The sequence below is a fragment of the Mesorhizobium sp. B2-4-6 genome, from assembly GCF_006442775.1.
Lineage (GTDB): Bacteria > Pseudomonadota > Alphaproteobacteria > Rhizobiales > Rhizobiaceae > Mesorhizobium.
The window spans coordinates 70,885-90,056 of record NZ_VFVI01000005.1; the positions used below are offsets into that span (position 1 = coordinate 70,885).

At 64.1% G+C, this 19,172-nt stretch carries 19 protein-coding genes and 1 tRNA gene; 9 read left to right on the forward strand and 11 right to left on the reverse strand.

Translation table 11 applies throughout. The features are described from left to right. Positions 1-111: 111 nt before the first annotated feature. The 3 genes from FJ957_RS15170 (at position 112) to FJ957_RS15180 (ending at position 3,316) form a co-directional block, all read left to right on the forward strand. On the forward strand, positions 112-753 hold the full coding sequence (locus FJ957_RS15170) for a carbonic anhydrase (RefSeq protein ID WP_140647046.1): 642 nt from the start codon (positions 112-114) through the stop codon (positions 751-753). A 10-nt stretch (positions 754-763) separates the two neighbouring features. Next, entirely contained in the window at positions 764-1,180 is a 417-nt protein-coding gene (locus tag FJ957_RS15175; protein ID WP_140832651.1) for a nuclear transport factor 2 family protein, read from the forward strand. A gap of 87 nt (positions 1,181-1,267) precedes the next feature. Then, complete coding sequence (locus FJ957_RS15180; protein ID WP_181180575.1) at positions 1,268-3,316, forward strand: M3 family metallopeptidase; 2,049 nt, start codon at positions 1,268-1,270, stop codon at positions 3,314-3,316. Between the two features lie 164 nt (positions 3,317-3,480). Here FJ957_RS15180 and FJ957_RS15185 read toward each other — a convergent pair whose 3' ends face one another. From FJ957_RS15185 to FJ957_RS15205, 5 genes are all read right to left on the reverse strand, one after another. Beyond that, positions 3,481-3,768 (reverse strand): GIY-YIG nuclease family protein, encoded by a 288-nt coding sequence (locus FJ957_RS15185; protein WP_140832653.1) that lies wholly within the window; start codon positions 3,766-3,768, stop codon positions 3,481-3,483. A 116-nt stretch (positions 3,769-3,884) separates the two neighbouring features. Next, a complete protein-coding gene (locus FJ957_RS15190) occupies positions 3,885-5,438 on the reverse strand; it encodes a M81 family metallopeptidase (protein WP_140832654.1) in 1,554 nt (517 codons plus the stop codon). Positions 5,439-5,462: 24 nt separating this feature from the next. Then, positions 5,463-6,287: a carbohydrate ABC transporter permease gene (locus FJ957_RS15195; protein WP_140832656.1), complete on the reverse strand. Its 825-nt coding sequence runs from the start codon at positions 6,285-6,287 to the stop codon at positions 5,463-5,465. Beyond that, on the reverse strand, positions 6,284-7,153 hold the full coding sequence (locus FJ957_RS15200; RefSeq protein ID WP_140832658.1) for a sugar ABC transporter permease: 870 nt from the start codon (positions 7,151-7,153) through the stop codon (positions 6,284-6,286). The genes FJ957_RS15195 and FJ957_RS15200 overlap by 4 nt, the downstream gene beginning before the upstream one ends. 100 nt (positions 7,154-7,253) lie before the next feature. Continuing rightward, the gene (locus tag FJ957_RS15205; RefSeq protein ID WP_140832660.1) at positions 7,254-8,483 is read right to left on the reverse strand and encodes a sugar ABC transporter substrate-binding protein; all 1,230 of its coding nucleotides are present in this window, start codon (positions 8,481-8,483) and stop codon (positions 7,254-7,256) included. 162 nt (positions 8,484-8,645) lie between these two features. On the opposite strand from FJ957_RS15205, the gene FJ957_RS15210 reads away from it, so the two are divergent. The 3 genes from FJ957_RS15210 to FJ957_RS15220 are packed head-to-tail and all read left to right on the forward strand — an operon-like array spanning position 8,646 to position 11,386. Then, positions 8,646-9,425, forward strand: a complete 780-nt coding sequence (locus FJ957_RS15210; RefSeq protein ID WP_140832662.1) for an SDR family oxidoreductase — start codon at positions 8,646-8,648, stop codon at positions 9,423-9,425. A 2-nt stretch (positions 9,426-9,427) separates the two neighbouring features. Beyond that, positions 9,428-10,495 (forward strand): sn-glycerol-3-phosphate ABC transporter ATP-binding protein UgpC, encoded by a 1,068-nt coding sequence (gene ugpC / locus FJ957_RS15215; protein ID WP_140710917.1) that lies wholly within the window; start codon positions 9,428-9,430, stop codon positions 10,493-10,495. A 9-nt stretch (positions 10,496-10,504) separates the two neighbouring features. Then, complete coding sequence (locus FJ957_RS15220; RefSeq protein ID WP_140832664.1) at positions 10,505-11,386, forward strand: MurR/RpiR family transcriptional regulator; 882 nt, start codon at positions 10,505-10,507, stop codon at positions 11,384-11,386. Positions 11,387-11,418: 32 nt separating this feature from the next. Here the strand turns inward: FJ957_RS15220 and FJ957_RS15225 are convergent, their stop codons facing one another. Both FJ957_RS15225 and FJ957_RS15230 read right to left on the reverse strand, forming a co-directional pair. Further along, positions 11,419-11,730 (reverse strand): DUF167 family protein, encoded by a 312-nt coding sequence (locus tag FJ957_RS15225; RefSeq protein WP_140832666.1) that lies wholly within the window; start codon positions 11,728-11,730, stop codon positions 11,419-11,421. Beyond that, positions 11,730-12,029 carry a YggT family protein gene (locus tag FJ957_RS15230; protein WP_042645595.1) on the reverse strand — a complete coding sequence of 100 codons (300 nt, stop codon included), beginning with the start codon at positions 12,027-12,029 and terminating at the stop codon, positions 11,730-11,732. The genes FJ957_RS15225 and FJ957_RS15230 overlap by 1 nt, the downstream gene beginning before the upstream one ends. A gap of 166 nt (positions 12,030-12,195) precedes the next feature. Between FJ957_RS15230 and FJ957_RS15235 the strand changes: the two genes are divergently transcribed. Together FJ957_RS15235 and FJ957_RS15240 are read left to right on the forward strand one after the other, a co-directional pair. Then, positions 12,196-12,271 (forward strand) — tRNA-Ala (locus tag FJ957_RS15235). A gap of 182 nt (positions 12,272-12,453) precedes the next feature. After that, entirely contained in the window at positions 12,454-12,897 is a 444-nt protein-coding gene (locus FJ957_RS15240) for a hypothetical protein (protein ID WP_128257963.1), read from the forward strand. A 116-nt stretch (positions 12,898-13,013) separates the two neighbouring features. Here the strand turns inward: FJ957_RS15240 and FJ957_RS15245 are convergent, their stop codons facing one another. Continuing rightward, the gene (locus FJ957_RS15245; RefSeq protein ID WP_140832668.1) at positions 13,014-13,349 is read right to left on the reverse strand and encodes a hypothetical protein; all 336 of its coding nucleotides are present in this window, start codon (positions 13,347-13,349) and stop codon (positions 13,014-13,016) included. A 215-nt stretch (positions 13,350-13,564) separates the two neighbouring features. Continuing rightward, entirely contained in the window at positions 13,565-16,597 is a 3,033-nt protein-coding gene (locus tag FJ957_RS15250) for an AsmA family protein (protein ID WP_181180576.1), read from the reverse strand. Between the two features lie 193 nt (positions 16,598-16,790). Here FJ957_RS15250 and FJ957_RS15255 point away from each other — a divergent pair, with 193 nt between their 5' ends. Next, positions 16,791-17,075, forward strand: coding sequence for a hypothetical protein (locus FJ957_RS15255; protein ID WP_140832672.1), 285 nt, complete (start codon positions 16,791-16,793; stop codon positions 17,073-17,075). Between the two features lie 33 nt (positions 17,076-17,108). Here FJ957_RS15255 and FJ957_RS15260 read toward each other — a convergent pair whose 3' ends face one another. After that, complete coding sequence (locus FJ957_RS15260; protein ID WP_140832675.1) at positions 17,109-17,603, reverse strand: hypothetical protein; 495 nt, start codon at positions 17,601-17,603, stop codon at positions 17,109-17,111. 117 nt (positions 17,604-17,720) lie between these two features. After that, positions 17,721-19,115: a multicopper oxidase family protein gene (locus tag FJ957_RS15265; RefSeq protein ID WP_140832676.1), complete on the reverse strand. Its 1,395-nt coding sequence runs from the start codon at positions 19,113-19,115 to the stop codon at positions 17,721-17,723. Positions 19,116-19,172: the final 57 nt, after the last annotated feature.

Consider the following 19,172-nt stretch of genomic DNA (forward strand, 5'->3'; position numbering starts at 1 on the left):
CGACGCAGCGATCCGCAATTCGGCATTGCCCGCGACCGGCTTTTGCCGTTAGAGCCTTTTTCCATCGCAACGAGCTGCCGCCTCCAACCCCCGGAAAGGCTCTAGCCGCCCATGCCCCATCTCCCCGAGCACCTGCTGAACGGCTACCGCAACTTCATGACCGGTCGCTATCCTACCGAAAGCGACCGCTACCGCTCGCTGGCGCGCGAAGGCCAGGCGCCGGAGACGATGATCGTCGCCTGCTGCGATTCCCGCTCGGCTCCGGAAGCGATCTTCGATGCGGGCCCGGGCGAGCTCTTCGTGCTGCGCAATGTCGGCAATCTGGTGCCGCCCTACGAGCCGGACGGCGAGTTCCATTCGACCTCGGCCGCGCTCGAATTCGCCGTGCAGAGCCTCAAGGTGAAGAACATCGTGGTGATGGGGCATGGCCGCTGCGGCGGCATTCGCGCCGCGCTCGACACCAATGCGGCGCCGCTGTCGCCCGGCGATTTCATCGGCAAATGGATGAGCCTGATCGCGCCCGCCGCCGAGACGGTGGCTGCCAGCACGATGATGACGGCAACCGAACGCCAGACGGCGCTGGAGCGCATCTCCATCCGCTATTCGATCGCCAATCTCAGGACCTTTCCCTGCGTTTCGATCCTCGAAGGCAAGGGAAGGCTCTCGCTGCACGGCGCCTGGTTCGACATCTCGACCGGGGAGCTCTGGGTGATGAACAAGGACACCGGCGATTTCGAGCGGCCGGAGCTGTGACGGAGGGATAATGCCCCGAAGCCGGTGGAAGGTCTTTCTCGCGGCGACGCTGCTCATGTCGACGATCGCCCGCGCCAGCGCCGATGACGGCGCCATCATCGACCGCTGGTACTCGGCGCTGCTGGTCGCCGACCGCACCGAATTGTCCGACCTGCTTGCCGACGAGGTGCGCATGAAGCTCGACGACATCGGCGTCGTCCAGACCAAAGAGGACTTCATCGCCTCGATCGACGAATGGCAGGGCGCGGTCGCGGGCGCCGCGATCCGCCACCGCGTCGAAAAGAGCGAGGACGGCGAGACCACGGTGCTCGCCTGCTACGACTTCCTCAGCAACGACACGCTGATGCGCGAGACCTTCACCGTCGCCGGCGGCCGCATCGTCGCCAGCACCCAGACAGCGGTGGCGCAGGATTGCAGCGCCTATTGAGGCGAAGCCCGAGTTGCGCTGTACGCGACACCGCCCTACATCCGGGGCTGCCCTCCGCCTATCGAAACTCCCCGATTGGATCTGTTCATGTCAAAAACCGTCGACCTCGCCGCCCATCCGCTGACCGTCTGGCAGGGGCCGCTCGGCCTGCCGGATTTCTCGCGCGTCGGCGACAACGATTTCGGGCCTGTCTTCGATGCGGCGCTCGAGGCGCACCAGGCCGAGATCGACGCGATCGCCGGCAACAGCGAGACGCCGACCATCGAGAACACGCTGGCCGATCTCGAACTCGCGGGTGAGGCGCTCGACCATGTCTCGTCAATCTTCTGGTGCCGCGCCGGCGCCCACACCAACGACACGATCCAGGCGATGGAGCGCGAGGTTTCGCCAAAGATGTCGCGGCATTTCTCGGCGATCTCGATGAACGAGAAACTGTTTGCCCGCATCGACGACCTCTACCAGCGGCGCGACAGCCTCAAGCTCGATGCCGAAACGCTGCGCGTGCTGGAGAAGACCTGGAAGGGCTTTGTCCGGTCGGGCGCGAAACTCGACGCCCATGGCAAGAAACGGCTCGCGGCCATCAATGAGGAGCTTTCCTCGCTCGGCACCAAATTCGGTCAGAACGTGCTGGCCGACGAGCGCGACTGGGCGCTGTTCCTCGACGAGGCCGATCTTGCCGGCCTGCCGGACTTTTTGAAAAGCGCCATGGCCGAGGCCGCCGAGACGCGCGGCCAGAAGGGCCGCTATGCGGTGACGTTGTCGCGCTCGATCTATGAGCCGTTCTCGACCTTTTCCGAGCGCCGCGACCTGCGCGAGATTGCGTTCAAAGCCTTCATCATGCGCGGCCAGAATGGCGGTGCCTCCGACAACACCGATGTCGTGCGCGACATGCTGAAGCTGCGCGCCGAGAAGGCGAAGCTGCTGGGCTACGGCTCGTTCGCGGCGCTCAAGCTCGACGACACGATGGCCAAGACGCCGAAGGCCGTGCACGACCTGCTTGATCCTGTTTGGGAGAAAGCGCTGGAAAAGGCCGCCGCTGACCAGAAGGAGCTGGAACGGCTGGCAGCGGAAGCCGGCAGCAACGAGAAATTCGCGGCGTGGGACTGGCGCTTCTACCAGGAAAAACTGCGTGCCGAGAAATTCGCCTTCGACGAGGCGGAGCTGAAGCCCTACCTGCAGCTTGAGCGGGTCATCGAGGCCTGCTTCGACGTTGCCACCAAACTGTTCGGCATCACCTTCGAGGAGAAGAAGGGCATCGCCGCCTGGCATCCCGACGCGCGTGTCTTCGTGGTCAAGAATGCCGAGGGCAGCGAGCGCGGCCTGTTCCTGGCCGACTATTTCGCGCGGCCCTCAAAACGCTCCGGCGCGTGGATGAGCGCGCTGAAGTCCGGCCACAAACTCGGTCATGGCGCCAAGCCGGTCATCTACAACATCATGAATTTCGCCAAGCCGCCGGCCGGCGAGGCGGCACTTCTGTCGGTCGATGAGGCGAAGACCCTGTTCCACGAATTCGGCCACGCGCTGCACGGCATGCTGACCGAGGTGACCTGGCCGTCGGTTTCGGGCACGTCGGTCAGCCGCGATTTCGTCGAGCTGCCTTCGCAGCTTTACGAGCATTGGCTGACGGTGCCGGCTGTGCTGGAAAAGCACGCGCTGCACGTCAAGACCGGCAAGCCGATGCCGAAGGCGCTGCTCGACAAGATGCTCGCCGCCCGCACATTCGGCGCGGGTTTCGCGACGGTCGAGTTCACCGCGTCGGCGCTGATCGACATGGCCTATCACGCGCGGCCGGACGCGCCTGCCGAGCCGCTTCGATACGAGGCCGATACGCTCGAAAAGCTGCATATGCCCGACACGATCGCGATGCGCCACCGCACTCCGCATTTCGGCCATGTCTTCGCCGGCGACGGATACTCAGCCGGCTACTATTCCTATATGTGGTCGGAAGTGCTCGACGCGGATGCCTTCTCGGCTTTCGAGGAGACGGGTGATCCTTTCAACCCGGCGCTCGCCGAGCGGCTGCGGAAGAACATCTATGCCGCGGGCGGCTCGAAGGATCCGGAGGAGCTCTACACGGCGTTCCGGGGGAAAATGCCCTCGCCGGAAGCGATGATGGTGAAGCGGGGGTTGGCGTGATTGGCTAATCTCCCACAAGGGGGGAGATGGCTGGCAGGCCAGAGGGGGGCGCTGTCCCGGCAGCCCATCCTTCGTCATTCTAGGGCGGAGCAAGGAGCGAAGCGACGCGCGCAGACCCTAGAATCCATGCCGTGACGGTTGAGAGCCGCCACGGTCCAGAACGCTCACCAGCCAATTCCGCGAAACAGCTCGAACCATTCCGGGTTGCTCTTCTCGATCAATTCCACCTTCCATTGGCGCGGCCAGCGCTTCAATGATGTCTCACGCTGGATGGCGTCGGCGATGTCGAAATACTCCTCGTACCAGACCAGACGCTGCACACCGTAACGGCTGGTGAAGCTGGAGCTTTGGCCGGTCTTGTGCTCGGGCATCCGACGAGCAAGATCATTGGTGACGCCGATATAGATCGTGCCGCCTTTCTGGCTTGCGGTCATGTAGACGTAGCCTGTCATGCTTCGATCTTACCTGGCGCCATCGCCAACGGCTTTTCTGGACGGCAGCATTCTACGGCTAATGTCACGGCATGGATTCTAGGGTCTGCGCGCGTCGCTTCGCTCCTTGCTCCGCCCTAGAATGACGAAGGGCGGGTCGGCGGGACAGCGCCCCCCTCTGGCTTGCCGGGCATCTCTCCCACAAGGGGGGAGATTGGCAGTTTCCACGGATCCGCCACCCTCGGCCAGACCGGCCTCGTCAGCTTCCTGTAATCCGTCTTCGCCGGGTTGCTCGGATAGGAACTCGGTGCCGCTACGTAGATGATCTCGGCGGCGATCGGCGCGAAGCCGGCATAGAAATGGTTGGTCGACTTGATCAGCAGGATGTCTTTCGCCAGCGGATCGATGCCGATGTTGGAGAAGATGTCCGGCTCGAAGGTCTGGGTGCGGTTGGTGTTCAAGATGATTTCGACCTCGGTGCCTTCGATGCGCACCACCGCCGATGGCCCCAGCGTCACCCGGCTCGGGCCGAAGCTTTGCCAGCCCTCATTGGTGGTCTTCAGCACCGTGACGCGGGCGTCGATCGGCTCGCCGGCCTGAGGACCGGCCTTGCCGCCGAAGCGCAGGTCGATGACGGCGCCTTCGCCGGCCGCGTGGCAGAAGGTGACCGCGATCGGATCCCAGATCGTCGCCACGCCGACCTTGTCGATTCCGCGCGAAAGCAGCTCGCGCAGCACGATGGTGCCGTCGCCCGGCACGCCGCCGCCCGGATTGTCCCAGATGTCGGCGATCACGACCGGCTTGTCCTCGCGCTCGGCCCGCACAGCCAGCGCCTGCTCTATGCCTGCCGAGGCGGAAAGCATCGTCATCGCCGTCTTTTCGCGCAAGGCGTAGAGCTCGCGCCCGAGGGTTTCCGCCAAAGCATCGCCCTTTTCCTTGTCGTTGTCGGTGACGACCAGGATGCGGGTGCCCATTTCCGGCACGTCGGCCGCCATGAAGCCGTGGATGATCGAGACCGACAGCACGCCGTTCTTGCCATGCAGCGCCTTGATCCTGTCGACGAAGGAGCGCATTGGCTCGCGGCTGGTCGGCAGCACCTGGATCATGCGGCAGTCGAAGGTCGAGATCACCGGCTTGATCTCGCCGCGCGCCGCGGCAAGGCCGAGCTCGACGACGTGCTCGCCGCGCTCGTAGAAATCGGTGTGCGGGAATTCGAGGAAATAGGCCATGACATTGCAGGCCGCGACGCGTTTCGGCGTCAGGTGGCTATGCGGATCGAACTCGGAGGCGATCACCACCTTTGGGCCGACGATGGCCCGCACGCGTTCCAGCAGGTCGCCTTCGCAGTCGTCATAGCCTTGCGCGACCATGGCGCCATGCAGGCCGAGGATCACCGCATCGACCGGCAGCGCGGCCTTGAGCTGATCGAGGATCTCGTCGCGCAGCGCCTCATAGGTCTGCCGCTGCACGAGGCCGCCGGGCTCCGCCCAGGTGGCGGTGCCTTCGATGACCGTCAATCCTTCCTTGGCCGCGCGTTTGCGCAAAGCCACGATCGGCGAGGAGCAGAGCGTCGGCGTCTCCGGGTGCTTGCCCGGACCGGCATAGAAGGCCATCTCGAACGAGGCCCGGTCGGTCGGCACCGGCGAGAAGGTGTTGGTTTCCGTCGCCAGCGAGGCGGTGAAGATGCGCATGAACGCTCCGTAGCGGAATATCGGCTATTTGACGGCGCCGAGCGCCAGTCCGCGGACCAGATAGCGCTGCAGCCAGATGAAGAGGATCGCCACCGGCAGTGTCGCCAGCAGCGTGGCCGCCATGACATGGTGCCACTCGATCGTATAGCGGCCGGCGACCAGCGAGAAAACCTGGATCGGCAGCGTGTAGCTTTCCTGGCTGCGCAGCATGGTGAGCGCGACGACGAACTCGTTCCAGGCGTTGATGAAGGTGAAGATCGCCGTCACGGCGATCGCCGGCAGGCAGAGCGGCAGGAAGACCTTGCGCAAGGTCAGCCAGCGGCCGGCGCCTTCCATCCAGGCGGCTTCCTCGAGGTCGCGCGGAATGGTGTCGAAATAGCTCTGCAGCATCCACACCGTGAAGGCGACGTTGAAGGCCATGTAGATGAAGCCGAGCGCGGTGGTCGATTCGACCAGGCCCCAAGCGGCCATCAGCCGGAACAGGCCGAGCACCAGCACGATCGGCGAGATCATCTGCGAAATCAAAAGGAACTGGCGGAACGCGCCATAGCCGGCAAAACGAAAGCGCGACATCGCATAGGCCGCTGGCACCGAGATCAGAATGGCACCGATGGTCGCCAGCGCCGAGACATAGAGCGAGTTGATGAGGGCCTGGCCGAAGCCGGTCGCCACCCACATGTCTGCGAAATTCGACCAGCGGAATTCGCTCGGCCACCAAGTGGGGGTGAGCACCTCCGTGCGCGGCTTGACAGCGGTGAGGAACATCACGGCGAAGGGAAAGATCGTCACCACGATCAATGGCAAAAGCAGCAGCCAGGCGATGATGGTGCGTTTCAGCTTGCTGGTCATGCGCGCTGCTCCCGCATGGCAAGCCGCACATAGATCATGGTGAAGACGAGCAGGATCGCGAACATCACCAGCGACACCGCCGAGGCTTCGCCCAGCTTACCGATGCGGAAGGCGAGCTTGTAGAGATGCGTGACCAATATGTCGGTCGAGTTCGCCGGCCCCCCTTGAGTCATCACCCAGATGATCGGGAAGGAGTTGAACACGTAGATGGTGTTGAGCACGGTCGCGATGTTGATGAAGGGTTTCAAGAGCGGAAACGTGATCTCGCGGAACTGCTGGAAAGGCGTGGCGCCCTCGAGTGCCGCGGCCTCATAGAGATCGTCGGGGATCGAGGACAGGCCGCCGAGGAAGATCGTGGTGGTGAAGGGTACCGTCACCAATATGCCGATCAGCACCTGCATCGGGAAGGCGGTCTCGGCGCTCGCCAGCCACTGGATGTTCTGGCTGATCAGGCCGAGCTTCATCAGCGCCGAGTTCAACATGCCGCTCTCGCCGCTGAGCGCCCAGCGCCAGACCACCGCGGTCATGGTCAGCGACACCGCCCAGGGCAGCATGATGATGACACGGGCAAGGCCGCGGCCATAAAAATCCATGTTGAGGATCATCGCCACCGGGATCGACAGAAGCAGCGCGCCGCCGACCACCAGCACGGTCCACAGCCCGGTGCGCCAGAGCGCCGCGACGAAATCCGGATCGGCGAACAACTCGGCGAAGTTGGCGAAACCGCTGAACTCGCGCAACTGGCCGAAGCGGTTGACGTCATGCGTCGAGATCTGCAGCAGGTCCCAGACCGGCCAGAAGATCACCACCGCCGCCAAGAGCAGGCTGGGGAGCGTCAGCAGATAGGGCAGGATCCGGCTTTGCATCGGCTGGATGGCACCGTGTTGCAGTGAATATGACTTGCCGGGGAGGTGTGGCGCGCTCCGACGGGGTGGAGCGCGCCACGGGGCGCAGGGAGATACGCCCTTATTTCTTCTTCAGCACGGCGTCGGCCTTGGCCGCCGCGTCCTTCAGGCCGGCCTCGGGGTCGCCGCCGAGATAGATCTTCTGCATGGCGTCCGAGGTGATCTGGGCGATCTCTTCCCAGCCCGGGATGACCGGCGCGAAGCGGGCGTCGGGCAGAAGCGCGGTAAACGCGGCGAGGTCGGCGTTGTTGACGTAATAGTCCATCTTCGCCTCTTCCTTGTTCACCGGCAGGAAGCCCTCGCCTTGCGTGAACTTGGCGCGCTGCTCCTTGGTGAACAGGAAGTCGAGCAGCTTCCAGGCCTCGTCCTTGTTCTTGGAATTCTTGAACATGATGATGCTATCGGTGACGCCATAGGTGCCGCGCGCGCCGGTCGGACCGGCCGGAATGGCGGCGACGCCGTATTTCAGGCTCGGCGCTTCTTCCTTGATCTGGTTGGACAGGAACGGCGCGGTGATCATCATGCCGACCTTGCCCTGCTTGAACAGGTTCTGCACGTCCTCGCGATTGTTGGAGGTCACGCCTGGCTCCGTCAGGCCCTCGTCGATCATCGACTTGTAGAGCTTGGCGGCTTCCAGCGCGCCGGGTGTGCTCAGGCCGGACGTGCCGTCCTTGTTGAGGATCTCGGTGCCCTGCGACCACATCGCATAGTAGTAATAGACGTCTGTCTCGATCTCCTTGCCCTGCAGGCCGAAGCCGAAAGCGCCTTGAGCCTTGATCTTGCGGGCATCTTCCTGCAACTCGGCCCAGGTTGCCGGCGGCTTGGCGATACCGGCTTTCTCGAACAGCTCCTTGTTGTAATACATGGCGCGCGCGGAAGCCGCGATCGGCAGGCCGTAGGTCTTGCCGTCCATGATCGAGGGCTGCAGGAAGGTGTCGATGAAGCGGTCCTTGAACTCGGGCTTGATGTAGCCGTCGAGCGGCTCGGCGACATCCTGCTGGACGAAGTCGATCAGCCAGCGCGTGCCGATGATCGAAAGGTCGGCATTGGTGCCGGCGGTGATGTCGGTGGTGAGCTTCTGCAGCAGCACATCCCACGGCACCACTTCATACTTGATGGTGATGCCCGGATTGGCCGCCTCGAATTCCTTCTTCACTTCCTCGAAATAAGGGCCGGTCTTGGCGCTGTATTCGGCGACGGTGACGCGCACCTCGCCGGCACCGGCAGGTGCTGCAAAAGCCAGCATGCTCATTCCGGCCAACAGGCCGACAGTCCATTTCGCAAGGCTCATCTGATTTCTCCCATTGATGCACGTTGGCGCCTGGCCCTTATGAGCGCAGGATTTATGTTACTTTCCTACATTATCCATCATTCTGCGCCATGCAAGCGGATTATCATGTTGCTTAATTACATTTGCCTGGATAGCCTGCGGGCTTAAAATGAGGGTGGAGGAATGCGCAACGTGGGTTCGAAAGCCGAGTTCGAAGGCAAGACAATTGTCGTCACCGGCGCCGGCGGCGGCCTCGGTTCGGCGATCGTCGATCTCATGGCGGAGCGCGGCGCGCGAATCGTCGGCTGCGACCAGTCGACGGAAGCGCTGGCCAGCCCGCATATCGCGTCGCGCCATGTCTTCAACCTGCTCGACCGGGCCTCGATCGAAGCGGCGATCCCCGCGCTGCTCGACAAGGACGGCGTTCCCGACATCCTGATCAACAATGCCGGCTGGACGCGCGCCGAGACCTTGAAGGCGCTGACGTCGGACAAAATCGAGCAGGAGCTCGACCTCAATTTGACCGGCGTGATGACTTTCGCCGATCCGCTGATCAAGGTGATGGCCGGGCGCGGTTCGGGCAGCGTCGTCTTCATCTCCTCGGTCAACGCCATCGCGCATTTCGGCAATCCGGCCTATGCCGCGGCCAAGGCCGGCATCAACGCCTATGCCAAATCGGTCGCCGTCGAGCTCGGCCGTGCCGGGTTGCGGGCCAATGTCGTGTGCCCGGGGTCGATCCGCACCGCCGCCTGGGACCATCGCCTGGCCAAGGACCCCGAGATCCTCGGCCGGCTGCAGCGGCTCTATCCGCTCGGCCGCATCGTCAACGCACGGGAAGTGGCGGAGGCCGTCGCTTTCCTTGCCTCCGAGCGCGCTTCCGGCATAACAGGTGCCGTGGTGCCCGTGGACGCCGGACTGACGGCCGGCTACCTGCCCTTCATCGACGACATATTGGGAGCGTGACCATGACCGACGTCCAGTTCCGCAACCTGTCGAAATCCTTCGGCCAGCACAAAATCCTCGAGGACATCAACCTCGACATCCGGACCGGCGAGTTCGTCGTGCTGGTTGGCCCGTCCGGCTGTGGCAAGTCCACCCTGCTGCGCATGCTGGCGGGGCTGGAGGCGATCACCTCCGGCGATCTCGTCATCGGCGGCACGCGCGCCAACGAGCTGCCGCCGCAGAAGCGCAACATCGCCATGGTGTTCCAGTCCTACGCGCTGTTCCCGCATCTGAAGGCTGCGGAAAATATCGGTTTCGGCCCAAAAATCCGCGGCGAGAACCGCGCCGCGATCGACGACAAGGTCAAGAAGGCGTCGGGCGTGCTCAACCTCTTCTCCTATCTCGACCGCTATCCAAGGCAATTGTCGGGCGGCCAGCGCCAGCGCGTCGCCATGGGCCGCGCCATCGTGCGCGAGCCTTCGGTCTTCCTCTTCGACGAGCCGCTTTCCAATCTTGACGCGCAATTGCGCGTGCAGATGCGCACCGAGATCAAGGCGCTGCACCAGCGGCTGAAATCGACCATCGTCTACGTCACCCACGACCAGATCGAGGCGATGACCATGGCCGACCGCATCGTGGTGATGGATCGCGGCCGCATCCAGCAGGTCGGCCAGCCGCTGGAGCTCTACGACAGGCCGGCCAACAAATTCGTCGCCGGCTTCATCGGCTCGCCCTCGATGAGCTTCGTCTCCGGCGCGCTGAAGACGGCCGGAGCCAAGTCCTGGTTTGAAACGACGAGCGGCGGCCGCCTGGCGCTCTCGGGCGAGGCAGCTTCCGGCGGCGACACGGTCGAGGCCGGCATCAGGCCCGAGCATTTCGTGGTTGGCGCCGGCGACGATGCCATCGCCATCAAGGTCGATGTCGTCGAGCCGACCGGGTCGGAAACCCATGTCTATGGCTCGGTCGGCGACGACACGGTGCGTGCGGTGTTCCGCGACCGGCTGCAGGTAAAGCCGGGCGACCGGCTGCCGGTGAGCGTCGACCCGCGCAACATCCACCTCTTCGACAAGGCGACGGGCCTGCCGCTCTGAGATGATGACATGAAGACCCCGGCCGACATCATCACCCGCCTGCAACTGATGTCGCAGGACGGCACCAAGTCGGATCGCCGGCTAGCCGGGCTGGTGCTTTCCGACCTCGATTTCGCCTCCAAGGCCGCGATCTCGGAGATCGCCGCGCGCGTCGGGGTCAGCGAGCCGACCGTCACCCGCTTCTGCCGCAATCTCGGCTGCGAGGGCCTGCGCGATTTCAAGTTCTACCTGGCGCAGGCGATCGCCATCGGCGGCCAGTATCTGTCGCCGGAGCCGCTCAGCCGCGACGCGCGCGAGCAGCGCATCGCCTCGGCGATAACCGAGGCGGCGATCGCCGCCATCCAGCGCGCCAGCGAAAACCTCGACATGACGACGCTGATGGATGTCGCCGCCCGCATCGCCGCTTCCGGCAACGTGCTGTGCATCGGCTCGGGCGGCATTTCCTCGATGATGGCGACCGAGATGCAGAACCGGCTGTTCCGGCTTGGGCTTTCGGCGCTCGCCCAGATCGACGGCCAGTTGCAGCGCATGTATGCCGCGGTGGCGACGCCCGAGACGACGCTGGTCGCCTTCTCGGTGTCGGGCTATGCGCGCTCGGTGATCGAGGCGGTCGAGGTGGCGCAGCAATATGGCGCCGCCACCGTCGCCATCACCGCGCCGGACTCCGCGCTGGCAAAAGCCGCCGACACGGTCATCCTTCTGCAGTCGGTCGAGGACGGCAACATCTACAAGCCGACCTCGTCGCGCTACGCGCTTTTGGCGATCCTCGACATGATCGCCACCACGGTCGCGGAATCGCGCGGACCGAAAGTGCTGGAGAACTTGCGCCGCATCAAGCAGAGCGTGAACACGCTGAAGGTGGACGATCCGAAGCTGCCGCTGGGGGATTGAGAACCAACAGGCTGCATCAACTCAAACCTGGATTATCCCGAAAGAGCCTTAACGCTCTCCGCTAACGCGATCGGTTCACCCACTATCCGCAGCGTCTTCAGCCGCGAGGTGCCGCCGGCAACCACCGAAACGCCCGACGCCGGAACACCCAGCGCCTTGGCCAGCATCCGTTCCAGCGCTTGATTGGCGGCGCCGTTCTCCGGCACGGCGCGCACGCGCGCCTTGAGATGACTGCGTCCGTCGGCGGCGGTCTCGACGCCGTCGATCCGGTCGAGGGCCGCCTTCGGCGTCAGCCGCACGTAAAGGTCGATGCCGTTCTCGCGCAGCCGGAACGGCGTGCTCATCAGCCGCCGGCCACGACCCAGGACCAGACGGTGGTGACCAGGAACTGCCGGATGAAGAAAAGGATCAGAAGCAGGATAATCGGCGAAATATCGATGCCGCCAAGATCGGGCATGAAGCGGCGGATCGGGCGCAAGGCCGGCTCGGTCAGCCGGTAGAGCATGTTGCCGACGGAACCGACGAACTGGTTGCGCGAATTGACGACGTTGAAGGCGTAGAGCCACGAAAAGATCGCCGAGGCAATGATGATCCACCAGTAGATATCAAGCGCCATGACGATTGTCTGAATAAGGGCGATCATGCCGGTCTCCAAATTGTCGCCGACATGTAGCCATTGCTTGGCGTGCGGGCAAGGCCCGCGGGCTTGGCGAGCGGGCAAGGCCCGCCCGCCACTGCGCTTGTGACCGGCCCGGTCTTTCGCCTTGACATCAAACGGCCGCGACCGATACAAGCCCATCCGCTGGAACGGGGCTGTAGCTCAGCTGGGAGAGCGCATCGTTCGCAATGATGAGGTCAGGGGTTCGATCCCCCTCAGCTCCACCAGCCAGCGCAAGCATTTGCGTCTCGTCGGCTTTCGCCTCCTCCTTACTCAGCATTTTGTGACCGCCGGATTTCGGGCCGCGTGCTTGGAACCAATAGCGGGGCAAGACGGTTCAGCTATACTTTTGAAGCTGACATGCCCCGGCCGGCTGGGTAAAGCGGCGATGCTTTGAGGAGTTCCCACCATGCAGATTTCGTCCAGGTTCCGTTCCGTCGCGGTCGCGGCAATCGCCGCCGCCGGCGTGAGCATTGCCAGCGCCGCGCATGCCGACAGCGGCACGATCCGCTTCTCCGTCTACAAGGCGGCCTTCTTCATCGGCGGCTCCGGCGGCGAAGGCACGTTGACCTTCCATGGCAAACGCTATCCGATCTCGATCGGCGGCGTCTCGGGCGGCCTCGCCTTCGGCGCGTCCAAGACCTATTTTCAGGGCAGGGTGCGCCACATCCGGCGGGCCAGCGATGTGACGGGCGTCTACGGCGCGGCCGGCGGCGGCGGCGCGCTCGGCAGAGGCGCCCAGGTGATCGTCATGACCAACGACAAGGGCGCCCAGCTCGAGCTCACCGGCAGGCAGGTCGGCCTGCAGGTCAACGCCGATCTCAGCGGCATCAGCATCGCGCTGAAGCGGTAGGAGCCGCAGCTTCCCGCTCTTCGTGGACGGGCCGGCAAAGGCGCAGCCTGGGCGCCGAATGCCGGCCACTGCGGGCGAAGCAGCAGGCAGGCCGCTTGGCTACGGCCTGAGGGGCCTCAATCGTCCCAATCATCCCAATTGTCTTCGTCCTGCGGCGGGTAGTTTGGGACAACCCGGATAATCGGCCGCGGACGCTGATAGCGCCAGTAATACTCGTCCGGCGGCTGGGGCTCATAGGTGCGGTAAGCGGGCCGGTCGTAGTGGTGACGCCTCCAGTATTTGTGTTTCTTGTGCGGCCGCACACAATAACCATCCTCGGTCAGATAAGCGCATGTGACACGCGCCTCCTGTAGCAGGCCATTTCTGGCCGGCACGCCAATCATCGGAGCCGCCTGGACCGCAGGCATCACCGCCAGCATGGTCCCGGCAAGGGCAAGAACGGATAATTTCATCGGCCTCTCCAATCTCTCCAGATCAAGCCCGGAAGAACGTCCTGATTGGGGGCGATTTGCGGCGGCCGGGATCACTTTGATTTTCGGCCGCACATATGAGCGTTAGATGATGGATCGCGCCGGCATGGCCGAAGGTCGCCTTCAAGCTTGAGGTCACGAGGGCGGCCACCGTCTTTCGCACCATTCCGCGCGGGGGCCACCCTATAAGGATAACGCTAGTTGGCCAGCTGATCGAGAAGCGTGTCTATTTCCCCTTTCTTTGGAGCTTCGGGCGAAAGAGGGGCGGCTTGCGCGTCAACCGGGGTGGGTTGGGCCGCCGGCGCGGCGGTCTCGGCTTCGGTCTTGCCACCGGTATCCGAACTCGCCGGCGGCGGCGTCGCGTTTTCCGTATTGCCGTTGTCGGGCGCAACGGGTGCTTCCGGAGCGGGGGACGGGGTTTTGGGCCGGGGCGCGGCGTTGCGCAGAAGATCGCCGATCAGATCAGCCGCTCCCTTGCCGTCGCCGTTCGAGCCGATTTGGCCCGGGATTAGCTTGTCGAGCTTCAGTTTTCCGGTTGGCAGTCCAAGGCGGCTCAACATGTCCAGCGCGCCCTGCGGGTCGTTGGCCAATGCGCTCAGGTCCGGATAGGCCCGGGGCGCGAACAGCGGGCCTTGGACCACGACCGGCACCCCGATGCCGTTCACGGCGACGTCGCCTCCCTGTCCGGCAAGCGAAGCGACGACGCGGGGGTTGAGGCGGATGTCGAGCGTCTGGTCGGCGAGGTCTATCCTGCCCGAGCCGTCCATTCGCACCAGCGGACCCAGCAGGCTGATGTCCGTCGTCTGCGCGACGCCGTTCTCGATTACAAAAGAGGCGCCGAGCTCGGTGAACGTCGTTTTCTTGGTCGGATCCTGCTTGAAGCCGCCGGCGAGCAGCCCGACCAGATTGTTGTAGACCTCCGCTATGTCAATGCCGCGGAAGGCGCCGTCGCTGAATTTTGCCGCCGCCTTGCCGCCGAGGGATCGGGCAAGCGATTTGGTGGTCTTTCCCGCGCCTGAGACCGCGACCGTCGCATTGAGCGTGCCTTCGATGCGGTCGAAACCAGCCGCGTCACGGAGCAAGGGCGCCGCGGCTGCGCCGGCGATCGCAGTGTTCAGGTCCAAGGAAGCGGCGTCCTGGGAGCCGTCGGCCGTCATGTCCGCGGCGATCGTGCCGCCGTAGAAGGGGCTTTGCGGCACGTTCAGGTGAGCCTTCCCATCCGCCACCGTCAGGCTGGTCGCCACCGGTCCGGCAAAGACCTTTCCATAGCCGAGCTTGTCGGCCTGGATATCCACCTTGGCATCGAGTCCCTTGAGGAAAGAGAGATCGATCGGCGCGTCGGTTGCCGCGCCCGGCTTCTGCTTGCCGCCGGCGGTGGCTCCGCCGCTGCCGGCGAGCGCCGCAAAGTCAAGCGTCGCGAAATCGAGCGACGTCCGGATTGCGAGAGGCTCTCCCAGTTTCACCGAGCCCTGTCCCGACGCCTTGACGCCGTTCAGAGCGATGGTGGCCTTCCGGAAGGAGAATTGCTCCGGGCCGGCATCGACATCGCCCTTGAAGGCAAAGTCCTGCAGACTGCGGGAAGCGCCTTGCCCCAACCATTGCATCAGCTTGTCGACCGAGGGCGAGGTGGCGGAGACCTGACCCTTGAACGTGCCGCCAACCCCGACAGCGCCGCTTATGCTGCCTTCGAGGTATTTGGAGGAAACCGAAAGGCTGATCGGGCCGGACGCGTCGGCAACGGAGCCGCCGGCCAGAAAGGACGCGGGCGCGACCTGGGACTTGAACGCCACGGGCTGCCCCCGCCAGACGAGCTTGCCCGTCACATCGACCGGCTTGCCGACATCGCGAACCTTCGCGTCAAGGTCGAGCCCGGTAATGTCGCCCGCCGCCCCGGCTTCGGCAAGCGCGGCAAGCGGAAGCTTGCCTTGCCTGATCCCAATCGTTCCCTGCAGATTGGCGCTGCTGCGTATGCGCTCGGCGGAAAGGCCGCGAAAAGCGAACCCCATGTCGGCGGTCAGCTTGCCGGACAACGGCACGGATTGTCCGGCAAGCTTCGCTATAGAGCCGATGTCCAGCCCTGAACTCGCAATATTGCCCTGTACGGTCGGCGGTGTTTCACCGAAATTCGTCGAGGCTGTCGCTGTGAGGTTTCCGGCATCCAGGCCTAAGTGTCCCAGCTTTGCCTCGAGATGCCCGTCACGCAGCGTCGCGGCGAGCTGGGCGTCGGAAGCGCGTATCTTGCCGCTGACCAGTTCATCGACTGCAACGCTGATGTCCGCGTCGAAAGCCGACAGCATGGCGAGGTCGGGCTCGCCGGAGCCGGCCGAAGCCTTGCTCCCGCTCGAACCGCCCTTGCCGATATCGCTCAAGAAGTCGATATCGACGCGCTTTGCCGCCAGGTCGGCGAAGAAGTGGTGCCGCGCGCCGGGCTGAAAGAGCGCGTCCATCTGGAAGCTCTGGTCGCCGATCTCGAACTTTCCGCCCCTGATCTGATAACTGCCGTTCCCGTTGAGCTGGATCTCTCCACTGGCCTGCAGTGAAGAGAATTTGGCAACCGGTGCCGGGTCCAGCCGCGCCTCGATGGCGATTTGGGCCGGCAGCCGTTTCAGGATAGGCCTCAAGGCGGAAAGGCTCCCGCTCATTTCGACGCGGCGGCCGCCGCTGGTACCGGCCAATGAAAACGAGACCTCCCGGTCGAGGTCCGGAACCCTCAGATCGGCGTCGATTGCCGTCACCTTGGCGGCATTGCCGGTCGACCCGCCTGAGGCAATGGTGCCGTTCGTTATCGTCACTTGGTTGATGGCCAGCCGCTCGAGTGTGCCGACAACAGCCGCGAACGGATCGGCCTGAACATCCTTCGGTTCCGCGGGTGATGCCGCATTCGCCGAAGCCTTGAGCGCGATTGTCGGATCCGCCAGCGCGACAGACTGTATCTCAAGCTTTTTCGACCATAGCGACGACAGCGTTATCGACGTCGAGAACCGTGGAGCGGATATCGCGATGTCGCCCGTGCCGGTCGAGAGCGAGATGTCGTCCGCGACCACCGCCAGCCTGGGCAGCAGCGACAGTCTGACAGGTCCGTCCAGCCGAATGGTCATTCCGGTCGCGGATGACAGTTGCCGGCTCAGTTCGGCACGAACCCAGTCGGTTGAAACAAGCGCGGGCAAAACGAAAAGCAGCCCGACGACAAGAACGACAGCTACGGTGAGTGCGGCGACGATTTTTCTCACATCGACCAGCCTAAATAATCGGAAGAATCAGTATCGTTAAGCATACATGCTTCCGGCGCCCGACTGAATCCTGCCGGACCACGGGCTTCGCACCGAACGAATTTTGGACCGTTCCAGGGAGCCCGTCGGCCCTTTCGCCGAGGGCCGTCGCGATCGAAGCCATTTGCGCGCAAGTGTTTCCAGACCAAAAGGTTTGGAAACGATCAGCCGGTTTCCGAGCCATTCCCGTGAAACAGGCCAGGCGCATTTTCCGGGACCCGCCGCCGACATATCAGCCATTTCAATGGAGGACATGCCAATGTCTGCGCTCGGAACCCTGCTCCGTTTCAGCCGCGCCATCATCCAGGCGCACAACAATGCCAAGGTCAGAAACCTGATGGATGTCCCGCCGCCCGAAACCCGCGGCCATATGGGCCGGCATGTTTCGCCCGATGCCTCCGAAAAAGAGCCTGGCGCCACTCAACCCGGAGGACGCTGACGCAAGCGGAGTCTCAAGCCGACCTAATCCCACTCATCGGGAGACCGCCGTCGCTTTGTGATTGCGTTGGCGCGCATACGCCACACAGGCATCCACCGTGCTGACGCAGAGCGCATCGATGCTGTTCGGCAGATTGTTGTCGCCGGCATAGGCAACCTCGGCGACATGACCGCCGATCATGCGGATCTGCGTGTTGCAATAGCCGCCGGGAGCGACGTTGACCGACCCTCCAACCGCGGGGATCGCCCCCACGGCCATCGTGGGCACAGCGATGCTGAGGTTGCCGCGTTGCACCGTGCGCTGATAGGTCCAGATCTGGCCGGATGATCCCACATCGGCCGTCGCGGTCGGAAAGCCGGCGCACATGCGGACATCGGCCTCGCTTAGACCGACCATCTCCTTGCGGGCGGCAGCCGTGGTGGCGTCGATCTTCGCGATGCTCGACCTATCGTCGGGGATGACGCAGGACGACAGGATGAAGATGCCTGCCGCGACAAAGGCAAGTTTTCGAATACGCAAGGATGTCATGCCTGTCGGTCGGAGTTGTACGCCGCCCCGGCGCCCTCCTGCCTACCTAGGCAATCGACCAAAGGCGTCAACCCGAGATAAGTGCGGAATGCCCGGCGCCTTCCCGCGCCGATGCGCTCATACCACCCGCAGATAGCTCGTCATGCCGGTCTTCTGGTGCTCGATGATGTGGCAATGCAGCAGCCAGTCGCCGGGATTGTCGGCGACGAAGCCGAGCTGCACCTTCTCGTCGGGCTGGATGAGATACGTGTCGGAAACGAACGGCTGGACGGCCCTGGTCGATGACGACAGCACCTTGAAGCTCAGGCCGTGCAAATGGATCGGGTGCGCGTGCGGCGTGAGGTTCTCCATGTCGATGATGTAGCTGCGGCCGAGTTTCAGTTCGGCGAGCGGCGCCGTCGGGTCAGGCGTGTCGCCCGGCCACGGCACCTTGTTGATCGCCCAGAAACTGTAGCCGAGCGAGCCGCAAATGCCGTCGGCCGCGACGTTTTCGGCCGTGGCGCTCAGCGCCAGCGGAATCCGCTTGGCGCCGGCAAGATCCACTTCCGCCACCGGATTGGCTTCGAGCGGGCCGAGATCGCGCAGATCGCGCTTCAGCGATTTGCCGATCGAACGCAGCGTCGCCAGGATTTTCGGCTTGGTGCCCCGCACGTCGCGCAGGCTGACGATCGCGCCCTCCTCGTCGGGCATGCGGATGGCAAGCTCCAGCCGCTGGCCGGGTCCCAACTGCAAGGCGTCCGGCGTGAACCGTTGCGGCACCGGGTTGCCGTCGAGCGCTATGACCGTCGCCTCGGCGCCGTCGACGCGGAAGGCATAGATGCGGGTGACGTCGGTGATGGCCGCCCTAAGTCGCACCAACCCGCCGGCCGGCGCATCGAATTGCGGCTGGTCGAGCCAGTTGGCGGTGCGCACGGTGCCGAAGGTGCCGGCCTTGGCCGCGTCGCGCGGCCTGAACGGCTCGATGAACTGGCCGTCGTCGCCAAGCCGCCAGTCGCGCAGGTTGACGACCATCTCGACATCGAAGACCGGGTCCTTCGGGTTCTCGACCACGATCACGCCGGTCAGGCCGTGACCCATCTGGATCAGCGTGTTGCAATGCGGGTGGTACCAGAACGTGCCGGCGTCGGGCGGCGAAAACGCGTAGTCGAAACGGTCGCCCTGATAGACATAGGGCTGCACCAGGAACGGCACGCCGTCCATCTTGTTGGGAACGCGGATGCCATGCCAGTGGATGGTCGTCGGATCGTCGATGCCGTTGATCAGCCGCGCGGCGAACGGCTCGCCCTTCCTCATCCTGACGACCGGCGGCATGCCCGCTTCGCCGTAGGTCAGCACATTCTTCGTCGGCGCGCCGTCCATCAGCCGCGCCTCGATGCTCGCGGTCCTCAGGACCAGCGGCTCAGGCTTCGGCGCCGCCCAGCCGGCAAACTTGCCGGCGGCCGAGAGGCCGATACCGGCCGCGCCGGCAGCCGCGGCGCCCTGCAGGAGTTTGCGGCGTGTGAGGGCCGACATTGGATTCCCAAATAGATGAGTGGCTGCCTCAGGCTTTACCACCATTCGCGCCGTTCC